The sequence below is a fragment of the Nocardia rhizosphaerae genome (assembly GCF_042650365.1).
GTDB lineage: Bacteria > Actinomycetota > Actinomycetes > Mycobacteriales > Mycobacteriaceae > Nocardia > Nocardia rhizosphaerae.
In genome coordinates this window covers 771982-789773 of record NZ_JBHSBA010000015.1, presented here as the reverse complement: position 1 = coordinate 789773, position 17792 = coordinate 771982, and the positions used below count along the sequence as shown (strand labels likewise).

Below are 17792 nucleotides of genomic sequence, written 5' to 3'. Positions count from 1 at the left end.
CCATGCGGGAATCGCGTTCGATGCGGTGGGGCCGTTTCGTCCACCGGCATCGCTTCCTGGTGCTCGGCCTGTTCGTGCTGACCGTGCTGATCTCGGGCTGGTTCGGACGGGACATGGCGGGCCGATACACCCAGGAAGGCTGGTTCGACGAGTCCAGCGAGTCGGTGGCGGCGTCGAAACTGGCCGACGACACCTTCGGCCGGGACACCGACGGCGACCTGATCGTCATCTACACCGCGCCCTCGGGTGCCACCGTCGACGACCCGGCGGTGCGCGGGCCGGTGGTGGCCGCGCTCGACGCGCTGCGAGCCGACCACGGCGAGCGCATCCACAAGATCGACAGCTACTGGGACAGCCCGTTCTCGGCCGACGCCGCCGACCCGGCCAAACAGCACGCCTTCGCCAGCATCGGGCTGGCCGGCGGGGGCGGCACCGCCACCGTCGAGAACTACCTGGCGCTGAAACCACACCTGAACGCCGGGGTGCCCGGCGGCGGGCCAGGCGGCACGACCGTGCAGCTGGCCGGGCTGCAACCGGTGGTCGAGGGCATCAATATCGGGATGCAGCACGATATCCGGCGCGCCGAACTGATCGCGTTGCCGATCGTGGCCGTGCTGCTGTATTTCGTGTTCGGCGGGGTGGTCGGGGCGCTGCTGCCGGTGCTGATCGGCGGGCTCACCGTGCTCGGCACCTCGGGCATCCTGCGCTTGCTCACCGCGCACATCGAGGTGAACGTGTTCGCCAGCGCGGTGATGACACTGGTGAGCCTCGGGCTGGCGATCGACTACGGGCTGTTCACCGTCACCAGGTTCCGGGAGGAACTCGCCGCGGGGCGCAGCGTGGAAGACGCCACCGCCCGCACGGTGGCGACCGCGGGCCGCACCGTGCTGTTCTCGGCGGCCATCATCGCGATCAGCCTCGGCGCGCTGTTCATCTTCCCGAACGGGGTGCTGCGTTCGGTACCCTACGGCGGTATCTCCGCGGTCATGCTGGCCGCGCTGCTGTCGGTGACGGCGCTGCCGGCCGCGTTGAGCATCGCCGGACGGCGCATCGACTGGCTCGGCTGGAAACGGTTCTCCCGCAGCAAGACCGAGGACGAGATCGACGCGGGCTTCTTCTCCAGGCTGGCGCTGTGGTCGATGCGGCGACCGCTGGCGGTGGTGATCCCGATCGTGCTCGCCCTGCTGGCGTTGAGTATCCCGTTGCGCCACATCGAGTTCGGCGGGATCAGCGAGAAGTATCTGGCCCAGGACAATCCGGCGCGGGTAGCGCAGGAGGACTTCGACCGGCTGTTTCCCGGGTTCCGCACCGAACCGGTGAAGCTGGTCGTGGTGGGTGCGCCGCCGCAGGAGCTCGGCGACATCCGGTACGCGGCCAACCAGATTCCGGGGCTCACCGGCCGGTTCGAGCCCGCCGCTCCGACGAAGAACGACGTGAACGTGCTCTCGGCCGGCCTGCAGGACAAACGCGACGCCGACGCGGTGATCGGCGCGCTGCGGGCACTACCGGAACCACCGGGCGTGGACATCATGGTCGCGGGGATCCCCGCGTTGGAACGCGACAGCATCAACGGCCTCATCGACGGGCTGCCGTTGCTGCTGGCGATCTTGATGGCGGCGGCGCTGGCGATGATGGTGGTGGCGTTCCGGTCGGTGGTCCTCGCGCTGAAAGCGGTGGCCATGAGCGCACTGAGCCTGGTCTCCACGCTGGGGGTGCTCACGTGGATCTTCGTCGAAGGGCACGGCTCCGGCACCTTCCAGTTCACGCCGGGGCCACTGATGTTCGCGGTGGTCGCGCTGATCGTCACGGTGATCTTCGGGCTGTCCACCGACTACGAGGTGTTCCTGCTGTCCCGGATCGCGGAGAAACGGGCCACCGGCGCCGACGCCGCCGAATCCATCCGCTACGGCGTCGCCCACACCGGCAGCGTGATCACCTCGGCCGCGGCCATTCTCATCGTGGTCACCGGGGCGTTCGGCTTCTCCGACCTGGTTCTGATGAAATACATCGCCTACGGCATGATCGTGGCCCTGATCATCGACGCCACCGTCATCCGGATGGTCCTCACCCCGGCCCTGCTGAAGATCATCTGGCGCTGACCGCGATCGCATCGATGCCGAGTCGGCGGTGGCACCGTGCCGGGTTCAGCGTGCAGGGGTGCGGCACGGCACGTTCGCTCCACCGAGAAGACGACCGCGGCCGCTGCTCGGCGTCACGAGCCGGCCCTGCCGTGGCCGCGTTCGGGCAGCACCAGCTGGGCGCCGGTGGTGGGGTGGTCGAAGACGTCGACCGGGTGGCGGTAGACCGCGGTGAGCAACTCGTGGGTGAGCACCTCGCGGGGTGGGCCGTCGGCGGCGACCCGGCCGTCGGCGAGAACGGTGACGCGGTCGGCGTAGGCGGCGGCGACGCCGAGATCGTGGACGACGACCACCACCGCGGTGCCCGCCGCGGCCCGGTCGGCGGCGAGTCGGAGCACGGCCTCCTGATGGCCGAGGTCGAGTGCGGCGGTCGGTTCGTCGAGCAGCACGGTCGCGGTGTCCTGGGCCAGCACCCGTGCCAGGGCGACGCGGGCGCGCTCACCGCCGGACAGTGACGGGAACACCCGGCCCGCGAGGTGGGTGACATCGGTGGCGGCCAGCGCCGCGGCGATCAGCTCGTCGTCGCGGTCGGCGGCGGGGGTGCGCAGCCAGGGGGCGCGTCCCATCGCGACGACCTCGCGGGCGGTGAACGGGAACCCGACGGTGTGCGACTGCGGCAGCACGGCACGGCGGCGCGCCATCTCCGCGTGCGACCAGTGCGTGAGGGCGTGACCTTCCAGCTGCACCGACCCGCCGTCGGCGGGCAGTTCCCCGGCGAGCGCGGCGAGCAGACTCGACTTGCCGGCACCGTTGGGGCCGACCAACGCGACGATCTCGCCCGCGGCCACCTGGAAATCCACGTCGTCGAGGACGGTGCGCTGCCCGCGCCGGACCGTCAGACCGGTCGCGCGCAGGGTGACGGTGCCCGGTGTGGGCCGGGCAGGCACATCGGCGGGCCGGGCGAACAGCGCGCGCATCGACCACGACCTGTGCGCGCCGGTTACGTCCGGATCCTGAACGCCGGTCATCCCCAGCCTCCCGCGCGTGCCCTGGTCCGCCGCAGCAGCCAGAAGAAGAACGGCCCGCCGATGAGCGAGGTGAGCATGCCCAGCGGCAGGTCGGCATTGTGGACCAGGGTCCGCGCCACGACATCCGCGCCGAGCAGCACCACCGAGCCGACGATCGCGCTCAACGGCACCAGCACCCGATGCCCCGGCCCCACCAGCATCCGCACCACATGCGGAACGATCAGCCCGACGAACAGGATGATGCCGCTGAAGGCCACCCCCGCCGCGGTCAGGATCGCCACGATCACGATGACCTCACGGCGCAGCCGCTCCACATCGACGCCGAGGTGCCGTGCCGCGGAATCGCCCAGCGCGAGCAGATCCAGCCGCCCCGCGACCACGACCGCCGCCACCACCCCCACCGACGCCAGTGTCGCGACGACCGCCACCGCCGACCAGGTGGCCCCGTTGAGACTGCCCAGCTGCCAGAACACGATCTGATCGCGCGCGGCGGGCGTGGCCACGAACAGCAGCAGCGCGATCAGCCCGCCCGCGAACGCGTTGATCGCGACGCCGGTCAGGATCAGTGTCACCACCTCGGTGCGACCACCCGAGCGCGACAGCAGATACACCAGCGCGGTGGTGAGCAGCCCCGCGCAGAACGCGGCCAGCGCCACCGACCAGGACGCGACGAACGCGCCGCCGACCACGATGACCGTGCCCGCCCCGACCGCGGCGCCCGCCGAGACACCGATCACCCCTGGTTCGGCCAGCGGATTGGCGAACACACCCTGCAACAACGCACCCGCTGTCGCGAGCGCGGCCCCGACCAGCACCGCGAGCAGCACGCGCGGGAAACGCACCTCCCACAGCGTCACCTCGCCTGCCGGGTGCGCGGGCAGCGGCCCGAGGTCGAGCCCGATCCGGTGCGCCACGCTGCCGAGGACTTCGGCGGCGGTCGTCGGCACCTGGCCCAGCACCGCCGACACCAGCGCGAGCACCACCAGCGCGATCAGGGCGACGACGAAGACGACGGTGACCCGGGTGGCGCGGTGCCGTGGCTGCGGCAACGGGTCTGGGGTCGCGTCGTCGATGCGGGGCGCGGACTCGGTGAGGTCGACGATGCGCGCGTCGCCCGCGCTCACGCCGACCCGTACACGGCGTCGGCCAGCGCGGAGATCACCCGGCCGGTGTTGGGGCCGAAGCTGAGCAGGACCGCGTCGGCCATGTCGACCACCCGCCGGTCGCGGCCCGCGGGGGTCTGCGCGATCCCCGGCACCTGGACCAGCCCGTCGACACCCCCGACCGAGGTCAGGCCGTCCGACATCACCAACAGCACATCGGGGGCGGCGGCGATCATCGCCTCGCTGGTGATGGCGGTGAACGGCTCGCTCACCCCGGCCGCGGTCCCGGCGTCGATCCCGCCGATCGCGGTGATCAGCGAGTCGGCGCCGGAGCCGGGGCCCGCGATCATGGTGATGGCGGTACTGCGCAGGTACAGGAACGCGATCTTCGGGCGCGGGTTCTGCACTGGGATCGCGGCGGTCGCGATCGCGATCTCGTCGCTGGTGCGCTGACCGAGCCGTGCGCCTGCGTCGGAAACCCCGAGCGCGTCGGCGACGGCCTGGATCTGCGGGACCACTCCGGCCATGGTGCGGTCGGGGTCGAAGTAGACGACGTTCACCCCGGCCGCTCGCAGCTGTTCGCGGACCGCGGGGGCGGCGCTGGTGGTATCGGTGAGGAACACCGACGGCCGCAACGCCAGGACCGCTTCCACGCTGAGGCTGCCGTTGCCGGCCGCCACGTTCGGCACGTCGGCGACGGCGGGGAACGAGGCGGAGGTGCTGCGTCCGACCAGGTTGGCGCCGAGTCCCAGCGCGTACACGGTCTGGGCGAGGGTGCCGTACCGGTCGACGGCGATGATCCTGGAGGCGTCGGTGACCGTCACCTCGCTGCCGTCGAAGGAGCGCACGGTCGCCGGCAGCGCCGGGGTGGGCGGCTCGCCGATCGGGACCGGGTCGAGTTCGGCGATCCGGGCGGTCACCGGGCCGCCGGACGTGGCAGTCGATGCGGGTTCGCTCGCCGTGCAGGCGACGGTACCGGTCAGCAGCACGGCCGCGACCGTTGTCGTCAGCACACCACGCAGTGTCATGAAGGTAAGGCTAGCCATCATTCGGGGCGGGCGCTCACATCGTCCAGCGCCGCGGCGATCGCGCGCGGCAGTTCGAGGGTCTCCGCGGCGAGCACGCCGGTGAGCTGGCCGATATCGCGGGCACCGACGATCATGCTGGCGATGCCGGGGCGGTCCCTGATCCAGGCCAGCGCCACGGCCAGCGGCGAGGTGCCGAGCCCGTCGGCCGCGGTGACCAGCGCGTCGACCACCCGGATCGCGCGCTCGTCGTCGAGCCTGCGCCGGATCTCCGCCGCCGTCGCCTCGTCGGCGCCGCGCGAATCGGCGGGCACGCCGTCGCGGTACTTGCCGGTGAGGATGCCCCCGGCCAGCGGCGCCGAGGCGATCACCCCCACCCCGTGATGCCGGGCGGCGGGCACGATATCGGTCTCGGTGCCGCGCGCGAGCAGTGAATACGGGGTCTGGATCGCGGTGATCGGCGCGATCGCGGCCAGACCGGCCAGCTGCCAGGCGGCGAACCCGCGCACGCCGGCGTAGCGGGTGCGGCCGGAGCTGATCGCGAGCTCGACGGTCGCGACCACCTCGTCGAGCGGGGTATAAGGGTCCCAGGCCGCGATGCTCCAGATGTCGAGATGATCGGTGCCGAGTTCGCGCAGCGTCCGATCCAGCTGGGCGAGCAGCGTGCGCCGCGAGCCGTCGACCACGGGCGCCGCGGGCACCGTGTCGCCGATCCCGGTGCCCGGCCCGTGCCACACCACGCCCGCGCACCCGCTGAGCACGAGCTCGTCACGGGAGACCAGGTCGCCGAGCAGGTCGGCCAGGATCCGTTGCGCCTTGCCGCCACCGTAGCCGGGCGACAGATCCACCAGGGTGCCACCGGCCTCGGTGAACGCCGCCAGCTGCACCGAAGCCTCGTCGGCATCGGTATGGGTGCCCCAGGTGTGGGTGGCCAGACCGATCCGCGACACCCGAAGGCCGCTGCGTCCCACCGTCCGCTGTTCCATCACCGCGCCCGTGTTTTCGTCACGGCGTCCAGCGTAATGGGCGCGGGCATGGGCACCGCCGCGACGACCCGCGCCGGGCGGGATCTCGGGTGGTGGGCGGGCGACAGCGGCGCACCGCGCCGGGTAGGGTCGCTGCGAGGTCGCGCCCCGCGCGCGGACCGATGTGGCAAAAGCCCGCCGAGGACAACCTCTTTCGGGCACGAAGCAGCAGGAGGACGTGGTGGGCGAAGCGATGACCTGGTTCCAGGCATTGCTACTCGGGCTCGTACAGGGAGTGACGGAGTTCCTGCCGATCTCCTCCTCCGGGCATCTGCGCATCGTGTCGGAGGTGTTCTTCGGCAGCGACGCGGGTGCGTCGTTCACCGCCGTCACCCAGCTCGGGACCGAGGCCGCGGTGCTGGTGTACTTCGCCAAGGACATCCAGCGCATCGTCGTCGCCTGGTTCACCACCCTGGCCATGCGCTGGCGGGAACGTTCGCAGCAGGCCGTCGCCGTGGGTGACCGGGTCACCACCAAACTGCCGGTGATGGACCGCAGCGCCCGCGAGGCCCACGAACGTGACGCCCAGCGCGAACTCGACTACCGCGTCGGCTGGTACGTGATCATCGCCACCATCCCGATCGGGGTGCTCGGATTCCTGTTCAAGGACGAGATCCGTACCGGCGCCCGCAACCTGTGGCTCGTCTCGTTCATGCTGGTGGCCTTCGCGCTGGTGATCGCCGCCGGTGAGTACTTCGGCAAGAAGGAACGCTCGATCGAGCAGCTCACCACCCGCGACGGTATCGTCATGGGTTTCGCGCAGTGCCTGGCGCTGATCCCCGGAGTATCGCGCTCCGGCGCCACCTCGACCGCAGGCCTGTTCCTCGGGCTGGAGCGCGAGGCGGCGGTGCGGTTCTCGTTCCTGCTCGCCATTCCCGCGGTGACCGCGTCGGGGCTGTTCAGCCTGCCGGACGCGTTCGAGCCGGCCGGGGCGGGCCTCAACGCCAGTGGCCCGCAGCTGCTGGTTGCGACGGTGGTGTCGTTCGTGGTCGGCTACGCGTCGGTGGCCTGGCTGCTGAAGTTCGTCGGCAAGCATTCGCTGTACTGGTTCGTCGGCTACCGCATCATCGTCGGCCTCGCGGTGATGGGTCTGCTCACCGCGGGCGTCATCTCGGCGACCTGAGCGGTGGCGGGCGATGGTTAGGCTGGTCCCATGACGGTGATCCTGCTCCGGCACGGAGTGTCCACCTCCAACATCGGCGGCACCCTGGCCGGGCGCACCCCCGGTGTGGCGCTCACCGAGCGCGGTACCGAGCAGGCGGCCGCGGTCGCCGACCGGCTCGCCGCGCTGCCGATCGAGCACATCGCCAGCTCGCCGCTGCTGCGCTGCCAGCGCACCGTCGCGCCGCTGGCCGAGAAGCTCGGCCTCGAGCCCGAGCACGACGAACGGCTCATCGAGGTCGACTACGGCGAGTGGACCGGCAGGCCGCTGGCCGAACTGCTCACCGAACCGCTGTGGAAGGTCGTGCAGCGGCACGCCTCCGGTGCGGTCTTCCCCGGTGGGGAGGGCCTGGCCCAGGTGCAGCAGCGGGCGGTCGCCGCGATCAGGGAGACCGAACGCGGGCTCGCCGAGCGGGCGGGCCGTGACGTGCTGTGGGTGGCGTGCGCGCACGGCGACATCATCAAATCGATCCTGGCCGATGCCCTCGGCCTGCACCTGGACAGTTTCCAGCGGATCGCGGTGGAACCCGCCTCGATCAGTGTGGTGCGCTACCGCCCGACCGGGCCGTCGGTGTGGAAGTTCAACGACACCGGGGCCGATCTGTCCGCGCTCGCCGTCACCGCGGCACCGGCTCCGGGTGGAGAGGTCCCCGACGGCGCGGATAATGGGAATGCGGGACACCGCGATTCTCCGTAGGGGGAATGCTGTCGTGAGTGTCGATCAGGGTCACGTATCAGGAGGTGCATGTGTCACGCGCAATCCATGTATTCCGCACCCCCGATCGTTTCGTCGCCGGGACCGTCGGTGAACCGGGCGATCGTTCGTTCTACCTGCAGGCCGTGCAGGAACCGCGCGTGGTCAGCGTGCTGTTGGAGAAGCAGCAGGTGAAGGTCCTCGCCGACCGGATGGGGCTGCTGCTGGACGAGGTCGCGCGCCGGTTCGGCGCCGATGTGCCCCCGCAGGGCGACGACGTGCGCGATGTCGACCCGCTGGTGACCCCCATCGACACCGAGTTCCGGGTCGGCACCATGGGGCTGGGCTGGGACGCCGACGCGGGCGCCGTGGTGGTGGAGCTGCTGGCGATCACCGAGACCGAGGTCGACGAATCGGTGGTGCTCGACGACACCGACGAGGGCCCCGACGCGGTGCGGGTGTTCCTCACCCCGATCCAGGCGCGCGAGTTCGCGTTGCGGTCGGCGCGGGTGATCGCGGCGGGCAGGCCGCCGTGCCCGCTGTGCGGGGAACCGCTGTCGGCGCGCGGCCACATGTGCGTGCGCACCAACGGCTACAAGCGCGGCGAGATCTTCGGCGCGGCCGAGCTCGACGAGGAGTGAACGCGTGCCGGTGCTCACCGAGGGCGAGCTGGAGATCGTCGGCCGGGTCGGGATCGCCAGCAATCTGACCCTGGTCTGCGAGATCGCCGCACCTGAACCCGACGGCGCCCCGCTGCGCGTGGTGTACAAGCCGGTGCGCGGGGAGCGCCCGCTGTGGGATTTCCCCGACGGCACTCTCGCCGGCCGCGAGGTGGCCTCGTATCTGATCTCCGAGCAGCTCGGTTGGGGCGTCATCCCGGAGACCGTGCTGCGCGACGGCCCGTTCGGGCCGGGCATGGTGCAGCGCTGGGTGCGAGCGGTCGACAACCACACCGACAGCGGGCAGCGCCTCGACCTGGTGGATCTGGTGCGGCCGGGGACCGTGCCCGACGGTTTCTGCGAGGTGCTGCGCGCGATGGACGGCGAGGGCAGGGAGGTGTCGCTGGTGCATGCCGACGATCCGCGCCTGCAGCGGATGGCGGTGCTGGACCTGCTGCTCAACAACGCCGACCGCAAGGGCGGCCACGCGCTCGAGGGCGTCGACGGCCAGGTCTACGGTGTCGATCACGGCATCTGTCTGCACACCGAACCGAAACTGCGCACGGTGCTGTGGGGGTGGGCGGGGCGTCCGGTGCACGAGTCGCTGATCGGCGACATCACTGCGTTCGCCACGAATCTGCCCGGCGCCGTGGCCGATTCGCTCGCGGACCACATCACCGACGCCGAGATCACTGCCCTCGTCGAACGGACCAAGTACCTGCTGGAGCATCCGGTGATGCCGCTGCCGAACTCGGCCCGCCCGATACCGTGGCCCGCATTCTGATCCGTCGGCGCCGAACCGGGTCCGGTGATTCCGTGGCGCGGCACGCCGCTGTGCGGTACGGTGATGCTGCTTTTCCGGGTCGGGGCCGGTGCTAGTGTGCTGCAAGCACTTTCGTCATACAACGCAGAGCAGAGGATGTTCATGTCGACCCGATCCCTCGTCACCACCACCGCTACCGCGCTGCTGGTCACCGGTGCCGCCGCCGCGGTCGCCGCGCCCGCGCAGGCCTTCCCCAGCAGCTGGTGGACCGAGAAGACCTTCGTGTGCACCGCCACCGACCGCAATACCGGTGCGCCGCTGCCCGAGGTCACCGTGGAGGCCGCCGACCAGGTCGGTGCCGCCTACTACGCGCTGCCGCACTTCGGTCCCGAGGCCGACACCATGAATGTGCAGTGCTACCAGCAGTGACCCGCTGAGTGGTGTCGCCGCTCCCGACGCGCGGCGACACCACGATCAGCCCGCGGCGCGCACGAATTCGCGCACCGCGGCGGTGTGCCCGAGCACCGCGTGACCGATGCCGGGCAGCAGCCGGACCTCGCCCCGCCGGAATCCGGCGCGGGCCAGCGCCGCGGTCTGCGCCGCGTCGAACAGGGCGTCGCGCTCGCCGACAATGGTGAGGACAGGGATGTCCACCTCCTGCAAGCGTTCGGCGCCGAAGCGGGGCAGCGTGCCCGAACGTGCCGAGAAATGGGTGAAGACCAGTTCCACCTCGTCGAGGATGTCCTCGGCGGCCGGATCGTCGCCGAGCCCGAGCACGGTGCGCGCCTGTTCGCGCACGCTGTGCGTGCCCACCAGCCGCGCGAGCACGCTGCGCACCAGCCAGCCGTATCGCAGCCTGCCCAGTCCGCCGGGGCACAGCAGTACCAGCGTGTTCACTCGCCCGGGCCTGCGCAGCACATAGTCCAGCGCCGTCCAGCCGCCCAGTGACATCCCGACCAGGGCGAACGAGTCGAGCCCGAGCGCGTCGCACACCTCGTCGAACCAGGACGCGGTGGCGTCGGTGTCCAGTGGTAGCCGGGTGGGCGCGCTGCCGCCCGGTTCACCGGGCAGATCGACCGCGTACACCCGGAAGATCGCCGACCAGTCCGCGATGTCGCCTCGCCAGGTCCCCGAGTTGGCGCCGGAGCCGTGCAGCAGGACCAGGGCGGGCGCGTCGGTGGGTCCTGAGGCGATGACGAACGTTTCGCCCGCGGCGGTGGGTACACGCATTTCCTCGCGCGGGACCGGCCAGGCGTCCAGCTGTGCCCGATAGCGGCGCGCGATGGCCAGGCGGCCGTCTTCGGTCTTGTAGATGCCGGTCATGAGGTGAGTACTCCGTCCATGTATTCGAGCAGGCGCGCGGTCTCGACGAGACCGCCGAGCAGGACGACCTCGAGCCGGGCGCGGTCCGGGTCGTAGCCGGTGTGCACCCGCACCGACCGGCCGGGTCCGCGGGTCGCGGCCGAGGCGGTGAGCAGCGTGGTGATCCGGTCGGCGGTGGCGCGGTCGATGCCGTCGAGGTCGACGATGCAGGACACGTCGGCGTGCGCGGCGTGCGTGGGGGAGGTGGGCGCGGTGATCGGCAGCCCGGTGAAGGCTTCGAGGTCGTCGTGGGCGATTCGGTACTGCTTGCCGATACGGGCCGCGGGCAGTTTGCCGTCACGGACGTAACTGCGGACGGTGCGTACATGCAGTCCGAGCAGTTCCGCGACTTGCTCGACCGAGTACAGGCGATCTGTCATAAAGATACGTTAAACGAATGTACTGATACGGAACAATAGGTATGTATGAGGAATATTGCTGAGTGAGCCGGTCGTGCGCACCTCGCGGCGGATCGGTCTCGGGACAGGTGCGAGCGAATCTGGGTGAGCGCAACCCTTGACGCGGCGACGGGAACGGCTCGTGCGCAGGTGGCGGGCCACCGCTGTGACCTCGCCGACACCGGTCCGACCGGCCCGCGAGCCGGACGCGCCGACCGGGGCTCTACCCTCGAATCATGCAGTCCTGGTCCGATATCGCCCTACCGACCGTCCCCGGAGCAGGGCCGCCGTTGCGGTTGTACGACACCGCCGACCGGCAGATCCGCCCGGTCACCCCCGGTGCCACCGCGACGATGTATGTCTGCGGCATCACCCCCTACGACGCCACCCACCTCGGCCACGCCGCCACCTACCTGACGTTCGACCTGATCAACCGGCTGTGGCGCGACGCAGGCCACGCCGTGCACTACGTGCAGAACGTCACCGACGTCGACGACCCGCTGTTCGAACGCGCCGCCCGCGACGGCGTCGACTGGCGTGACCTCGGCACCTCCGAGATCGAGCTGTTCCGCGAGGACATGACCGCGCTGCGGGTGCTCCCGCCCCGCGACTACATCGGTGCCATCGAGTCGGTCGACGAGGTGGTGGAACTGGTGCAGAAACTGCTCGCCGCCGGCGCCGCCTACGTCGTCGACGACGCCGAATACCCCGACATCTACTTCCGCACCGACGCCACCGAACAGTTCGGCTACGAGTCCGGCTACGACCGCGCCACCATGGAGACGCTGTTCGCCGAACGCGGTGGCGACCCCGACCGCCCCGGCAAACGCGACACCATCGACGCCCTGCTGTGGCGGGCCGAACGTCCCGGTGAACCGTCCTGGCAGGCGCCGTTCGGCGCGGGCCGCCCCGGCTGGCACATCGAGTGTGCCGCGATCGCGTTGAACCGGATCGGCACCGAGTTCGACGTCCAGGGCGGCGGCTCGGACCTGATCTACCCGCACCACGAGTACTCGGCCGCGCACGCCGAGGCGATCACCGGAACCCGCCGCTTCGCCCGCCACTACGTGCACGCCGGGCTGATCGGGCTCGACGGGGAGAAGATGTCGAAGTCCAAGGGCAACCTGGTGCTGGTGTCGAAACTGCGCCGCTCCGGCGTCGACCCCGCCGCGATCCGCCTCGGCCTGCTCGCCGGGCACTACCGCCAGGACCGGATGTGGACAGAGGAGGTCCTCACCAGGGCGACGACCCGCCTGGCACGCTGGCGCGAAGCGGGCAGCCTGGCCACCGGACCCGCGGCCGCCGACACCGTCGCGCGGCTGCGTCAGCATTTGACCGACGACCTGGACACGCCGAAAGCGCTGGACGCCATCGACAGCTGGGCCACCCAGGCGGTGACCTACGGCGGTGCCGACCCCACCGCGCCCACCCTGATCCGCGAGGCCGTGGACGCCCTGCTCGGTATCACGCTCTGACCGGTCGCGGCTGACCCGATCGGGCGTCGCCGCGCGAACTCGCGGGTACCGTCGACACCGGAGCCAGGCGCGTGGCGCGGTCGCGTCGCGTATACCGACGGACGGGAGCGGCGATGCCGGACACCGACCACACCGCGACGGTCGTGCTGCACGTCGGGGGCGTGCCGCGCGCGAGTTCACGGGCGGTGCTCACCCGTACGCTGACCCGGCGGCCCGGCGTCCTGGCGGTCGACACGAACCCGGTCGCCCATACCGCGACGGTCGTCTACGACCCGACCCGGACGACGGTCGCCGAGCTGCGCACCTGGGTCAACGAGTGCGGCTATCACTGCGCGGGCCGCTCGGTGCCGAACCACCTGTGCGATCCACTGAGTGAGCCGTCACCGGGTACCGTGCGCGCCCCGGTCCCGGCATCCCCGCCCGCAGGACACGAGCGGGCCGCGCCTGCGCTCGTTCCGGCGGCACCCGTCGACGAGCCGCCGGGCCGGGACGCGGCGCCGCCACCGAGCACCGCGGTGCCCACCGAGCACGCGGGCACCGGCGGTGGGCACGACCATGGCGGTGCCGCCGCGATGTCGATGGACGACATGGCCCGCGACATGCGCAACCGGTTCCTCGTCGCCGTCGTCTTCGCCACCCTGGTGATGCTGTGGTCGCCGATGGCCACCGGCATGCTCGGCCTGCACCTGCCGGTTCCGTTCGGCTTGCGGGTCGATGTCTGGGCGCTGATCCTGAGCCTGCCGGTGATCTTCTACTCCTCGACCGTGTTCTTCACCGGGGCATGGCAGGCGCTGCGCGCCCACACCCTCGACATGATGGTGCTGGTCTCGGTGGGTATCGGCACCGGATGGCTGTACTCGCTGGCGGTGACTCTCACCGGCGGCGGTGAGGTGTTCTACGAGGCCGCGACGATGCTCGCCGCGTTCGTGCTGCTCGGGCACTGGTTCGAGATGCGGGCCAGGGGCGGCGCGAACGACGCGGTCACCACTCTGCTCGACCTGTCGCCACCGAAAGCCGTGGTGCTACGCGACGGTGCGGAGGTGGAGGTACCCACCGCCGAGGTGGCCGTCGGTGACGTGTTGCTGGTGCGCCCGGGCGCGAAGATCGCCGTGGACGGCACGGTACTCGACGGCACGAGCGAAGTCGACGAGTCCATGGTCACCGGCGAGAGCCTGCCGGTGCACAAGGAACCCGGAGCGCCGGTGATCGGCGCGACCATCAACACCACCGGCAGTCTGCGGGTGCGGGCGACGAAGGTGGGCTCCGACACCGCCCTGGCCCAGATCGTGGATCTGGTGCAGCAGGCGCAGAATTCGAAAGCGCCAGGTCAACGGCTGGCCGATCGGGCCGCGTTCTGGCTCACCCTGGTCGCGCTGGTCGGCAGTCTCGGCACACTCGCGGCGTGGCTGCTGGCCGGCGCGTCCCTGAGCCGGGCCTTGCTTTTCGCCATCACCGTGGTGGTCGTGACCTGCCCCGACGCGCTCGGGCTCGCGACACCGACCGCGATCATGGTCGGTACCGGCCTCGGCGCCCGGCGCGGCGTGCTGTTCAAGAACGCCACCGCGCTGGAGGACTCCGCCCGCATCGATGTGGTGGTGCTGGACAAGACAGGAACTCTCACCAGGGGTGCGCCGGAGGTCACCGATGTGGTGATCGCGCCGGGAACCGAGCTCGGGCAGGTGCTGGCACTGGCCGCGGCGGTGGAACGCGAGTCGGAGCATCCGCTGGCGACGGCGATCGTCGACTACGCGAAAGCGCATGACGCGCTGTCGCTGTCGGCGACGGACTTCACCACCGTGCCGGGGCGGGGCGCGATCGCGACCGTCGACGGGCATCGAGTCCTTGTCGGCAATCGGGGATTGCTCGACACCGAGCACGTGGATGTGGCCGAGCTGGCCGCGCACCGCGACGAGCTCGCCGCGTCCGGGCACACCGCGGTGCTCGTCGCGATCGACGGCACCGTGGCCGCGGTGATCGCGCTGGCCGACGCCCCGCGCGCGACCTCCGCCGCCGCGGTCGCCGCCCTGCACGAACTCGGCATCGACGTCGTCATGCTCACCGGCGACAATCACGCCACGGCCCAGCGCATCGCCGACGGCCTCGGCATCGACACCGTGATCGCCGAGGTTCTCCCCGCGGACAAGGCCGAGCGGATCGCCGAGCTTCAGCGAGCCGGGCGCACGGTGGCGATGGTCGGCGACGGTGTCAACGACGCGCCCGCACTGGCCACGGCCGATCTCGGCATCGCGATCGGCGCGGGCACCGACGTCGCGATCCAGACCGCCGACGTGGTCCTCATGCGCTCGGATCCGTTCACCGTGTCGACCGCGCTGCGCATCGGCCGCGGCACGGTCGGCAAGGAACGCCAGAATCTGGCCTGGGCGGTCGGCTACAACGGGATCGCGCTGCCGATCGCGGCGGGAATCTTCGCACCGTGGGGGCTGACGATGCGCCCGGAGATCGCGGCGATGGCCATGTCGGGGTCGAGTCTGATCGTGGCGCTCAACGCGCTGCATCTGAAACAGCTGAAGCTGCCCGCGCCACCGGCTCGGTGACCTGTGCCGACACCGGCGCCACGGTGGTCGAGGACGCGGCGCAGACAGTCGGCCGTGGCTCGTCGGCATCGGTTGCTGGAAGTGCGCGATGTCTATACTGACGCCAAGCGCAGCTGACCTGCCGTCGATCGGAGAGCGTCACATGGGGTACCAGCGCATCGTGGTGGGGACCAACGGTTCGGAATCGGCGCAGACGGCGGTCGCCGTCGCCGCAGAATCGGCCGGGCGCCTCGATGTCGCGGTCACCGCATTGGCCGTGTGGAAGGACGCGGGCCGCAAGAGCGGCACCGATGCCACGTGGGCGGCGGCGATCACCGCGGCCGCCGCCGATGTACTGCTGGCCGGGGGAGCGCCGGTGGTGCGCCGCGCCGAGCTGCCCGGTTCGGCCGGGCCGGTGCTGCTGGACTACGCGGTCGCCGAACCCGGCACGCTACTGGTGATCGGCGGCGGCGGATTGGGCAGCTCGGCGGCGCGGCTACGCGGTTCGACCGCCAATCATGTATCGCACCACAGCGAAACGGATGTGTTGTTCACCCACAAGGTCCCCAAGCGCTGGACCACAGTGGGGCTCACCACCGACGGATCGGCGAGCTCGATCATCGCCGTGCGCCGCGGCTACGACCTGGCCGTCGCGCTGGGGGCCCGCCCGTTCCTGGTGACCGCGGCCAAGACCGACGACGACGGCGCCGCCACCCTGGCCGAGGTGGCGGCCACCGCCGAGGTGGCCGACCCCGGCCTGTTCGGCCACGACGTGCTGACCGGAGTGCCCGCAGCCGAAGCGATCTGCAACGCCGCCTGGAAGTACGACCTGGTGGCCATCGGCAATCGTGGCATGAGCGGTCCCGCCCGCCTGCTCGGTTCGGTCGCCAACAAGGTCTCCCACGACATCGACACCAACCTTCTCCTGGTGAACACCACCCATCCGTGACAGCTTCGGTTTGCTCCGGTTTTGCCCGGAACTTCCGAAGTCGCCCGGAACTCGCAGTTCGGTCACCTATGATGACCGCAACGTGCGCGGTTGGGAACACGACGGAGTGGACGCCGGATGAATGCTGGGATCGAGGCGGCGGGCTTCTTCGGCCTGCTCGACTGGGAGGAAATGACCGGCCTGAGCAGGTTCTGGGTCGACATGATCAGCATTCCGATCTTCAGTGCCATGGCCGGGCTGATCACCAACTGGACCGGGGTGATCATGCTGTTCGCGCCGGTCCGGTTCACCGGCTTCTACGTGCCGGGCCTCAAGACGATCTTCCCGCTGCTGCCGCGCAAGGTGCAGATCCTGCCGACCTTCGCCCCCGGCGGCATCCTCGGTTTCCAGGGCTTCATCCCGGCCCGCGCGGAGAAGATGGCCAGCCTGATGGTCGACAACGCGGTCGCCAAGATCGGCACCGCCAAAGACTTCTTCGACCAGATGGATCCGCGCAAGATCTCCGCGCAGGTCGCGCACGTGGCGCTGCCGAACGTGCGCGCCATGGTGGACAACATCATGACCACCGAGCATCCGCAGCTGTGGGCCGACATGCCGCCGCGCGCGAGGGAAGTGGTGTACTCACGGGTGGAGGCCGAGCTGCCTGCCATCACCGACCGCGCATTCGACTTCATCGGCGCCAACATCGATCAGCTGCTCGATGTGAAACTGATGGTCGTCGGGTATCTGCGGCGCCGTCCCGAACTGCTCAAGGATGTGATCTACGGGCTCGGGGCGCCGGAGCTGCGGTTCATGACCCGCAGCGGCGTGCTCGGCTTCCCGTTCGGGGTGATCGTGGCGCTGTGGTTGTCGCTGTTGCATTACAGCACTCCGCACGGCGACACTCCCGCCTACATCCAGCTGCCCGGCTGGCTGTACACCATCGTGCATCTGCTGCCCGGCTGGCTGTGGGTGCTGCTCGGCGCCTCCATCGTCGGCGTGGTCGTCAATATCATCGCCATCAAGGTCGTGTTCGAGCCTGCCACTCCGCAGCCCCGCTACAAATACCCGTGGCGGGTCGCGAAGTTCGCCAAACGTCAGCATCAGGCGGCCGCCGATCTCGGGCACGCGATCGGTTACCAGATCGTCACCCTCGATGTCGTCACCGAACAGCTGCTCGACGGGCCGAGCGGGGACAAGACCCGGGCGGTCATCGCGCACTTCCTGAAGGCGGAGATCGACCGGGTGCTCGGGCCGTTGCGTTCGGTGACCCGGCTCGCGGTCGGGCCTGCCCAGTTCGACGCCATCCAGGCCACCGCGGGGGTGAGCCTGGCGACGGAGATGAAGCCGTGGCTGGTCGAGGACGTGGAGTTCTCGCAGTCCACGGCCGCCAGCGTCGACCGGCTCGCCACCGAGAAGCTGCGCGAACTGCCGCCCGACGAGTTCGTCGAAATGCTGTACACCGCCATCGAACAGGACGCCTGGCTGCTCTACCTGCACGGTGGGGTACTCGGTGTCCTCGTCGGCGCCCTGCACCTGCTGGTTTTCGGAGCGTGAGC

16 protein-coding genes are annotated in these 17792 nt (G+C 70.5%); 10 read left to right on the top strand and 6 right to left on the bottom strand.

Translation table 11 applies throughout. From position 1 onward, the window contains the following. The first annotated feature begins 2 nt into the window (after nt 1-2). Nucleotides 3-2099, top strand: coding sequence for an MMPL family transporter (locus tag ACFOW8_RS25830; RefSeq protein ID WP_378554102.1), 2097 nt, complete (start codon nt 3-5; stop codon nt 2097-2099). Nucleotides 2100-2212: 113 nt separating this feature from the next. Here ACFOW8_RS25830 and ACFOW8_RS25825 read toward each other — a convergent pair whose 3' ends face one another. The 4 genes from ACFOW8_RS25825 to ACFOW8_RS25810 all read right to left on the bottom strand — a co-directional run bounded on the left by ACFOW8_RS25825 (nt 2213) and on the right by ACFOW8_RS25810 (nt 6220). Next, entirely contained in the window at nt 2213-3106 is an 894-nt protein-coding gene (locus tag ACFOW8_RS25825; RefSeq protein WP_378554101.1) for a heme ABC transporter ATP-binding protein, read from the bottom strand. Further along, nucleotides 3103-4155, bottom strand: coding sequence for a FecCD family ABC transporter permease (locus tag ACFOW8_RS25820; protein WP_378554675.1), 1053 nt, complete (start codon nt 4153-4155; stop codon nt 3103-3105). Before ACFOW8_RS25820 ends, ACFOW8_RS25825 begins: the two co-directional genes overlap by 4 nt. Nucleotides 4156-4226: 71 nt before the next feature. Then, nucleotides 4227-5237 carry a heme/hemin ABC transporter substrate-binding protein gene (locus ACFOW8_RS25815; RefSeq protein ID WP_378554100.1) on the bottom strand — a complete coding sequence of 337 codons (1011 nt, stop codon included), beginning with the start codon at nt 5235-5237 and terminating at the stop codon, nt 4227-4229. A gap of 17 nt (nt 5238-5254) precedes the next feature. Continuing rightward, entirely contained in the window at nt 5255-6220 is a 966-nt protein-coding gene (locus ACFOW8_RS25810) for an aldo/keto reductase (RefSeq protein WP_378554099.1), read from the bottom strand. A gap of 220 nt (nt 6221-6440) precedes the next feature. Here ACFOW8_RS25810 and ACFOW8_RS25805 point away from each other — a divergent pair, with 220 nt between their 5' ends. The 5 genes from ACFOW8_RS25805 (at nt 6441) to ACFOW8_RS25785 (ending at nt 9965) form a co-directional block, all read left to right on the top strand. Next, nucleotides 6441-7382 (top strand): undecaprenyl-diphosphate phosphatase, encoded by a 942-nt coding sequence (locus tag ACFOW8_RS25805; protein ID WP_378554098.1) that lies wholly within the window; start codon nt 6441-6443, stop codon nt 7380-7382. Between the two features lie 30 nt (nt 7383-7412). Then, on the top strand, nt 7413-8117 hold the full coding sequence (locus ACFOW8_RS25800; RefSeq protein ID WP_378554097.1) for a histidine phosphatase family protein: 705 nt from the start codon (nt 7413-7415) through the stop codon (nt 8115-8117). Between the two features lie 50 nt (nt 8118-8167). Continuing rightward, nucleotides 8168-8755 (top strand): DUF3090 domain-containing protein, encoded by a 588-nt coding sequence (locus tag ACFOW8_RS25795; RefSeq protein ID WP_378554096.1) that lies wholly within the window; start codon nt 8168-8170, stop codon nt 8753-8755. Between the two features lie 4 nt (nt 8756-8759). Further along, nucleotides 8760-9557, top strand: a complete 798-nt coding sequence (locus ACFOW8_RS25790) for an SCO1664 family protein (protein ID WP_378554095.1) — start codon at nt 8760-8762, stop codon at nt 9555-9557. A 141-nt stretch (nt 9558-9698) separates the two neighbouring features. Beyond that, nucleotides 9699-9965: a hypothetical protein gene (locus tag ACFOW8_RS25785; protein WP_378554094.1), complete on the top strand. Its 267-nt coding sequence runs from the start codon at nt 9699-9701 to the stop codon at nt 9963-9965. A gap of 45 nt (nt 9966-10010) precedes the next feature. Here ACFOW8_RS25785 and ACFOW8_RS25780 read toward each other — a convergent pair whose 3' ends face one another. Both ACFOW8_RS25780 and ACFOW8_RS25775 read right to left on the bottom strand, forming a co-directional pair. After that, on the bottom strand, nt 10011-10859 hold the full coding sequence (locus ACFOW8_RS25780; protein ID WP_378554093.1) for an alpha/beta fold hydrolase: 849 nt from the start codon (nt 10857-10859) through the stop codon (nt 10011-10013). After that, nucleotides 10856-11278 carry a helix-turn-helix domain-containing protein gene (locus ACFOW8_RS25775; protein WP_378554091.1) on the bottom strand — a complete coding sequence of 141 codons (423 nt, stop codon included), beginning with the start codon at nt 11276-11278 and terminating at the stop codon, nt 10856-10858. The genes ACFOW8_RS25780 and ACFOW8_RS25775 overlap by 4 nt, the downstream gene beginning before the upstream one ends. A gap of 254 nt (nt 11279-11532) precedes the next feature. On the opposite strand from ACFOW8_RS25775, the gene mshC reads away from it, so the two are divergent. From mshC to ACFOW8_RS25755, 4 genes are all read left to right on the top strand, one after another. Next, nucleotides 11533-12771 carry a cysteine--1-D-myo-inosityl 2-amino-2-deoxy-alpha-D-glucopyranoside ligase gene (mshC, locus tag ACFOW8_RS25770; protein WP_378554090.1) on the top strand — a complete coding sequence of 413 codons (1239 nt, stop codon included), beginning with the start codon at nt 11533-11535 and terminating at the stop codon, nt 12769-12771. Nucleotides 12772-12884: 113 nt separating this feature from the next. Then, nucleotides 12885-15326, top strand: a complete 2442-nt coding sequence (locus ACFOW8_RS25765; protein ID WP_378554089.1) for a heavy metal translocating P-type ATPase — start codon at nt 12885-12887, stop codon at nt 15324-15326. Nucleotides 15327-15468: 142 nt separating this feature from the next. Next, the gene (locus tag ACFOW8_RS25760) at nt 15469-16254 is read left to right on the top strand and encodes a universal stress protein (protein ID WP_378554088.1); all 786 of its coding nucleotides are present in this window, start codon (nt 15469-15471) and stop codon (nt 16252-16254) included. Nucleotides 16255-16371: 117 nt separating this feature from the next. Further along, nucleotides 16372-17790, top strand: a complete 1419-nt coding sequence (locus ACFOW8_RS25755) for a hypothetical protein (RefSeq protein WP_378554087.1) — start codon at nt 16372-16374, stop codon at nt 17788-17790. Nucleotides 17791-17792: the final 2 nt, after the last annotated feature.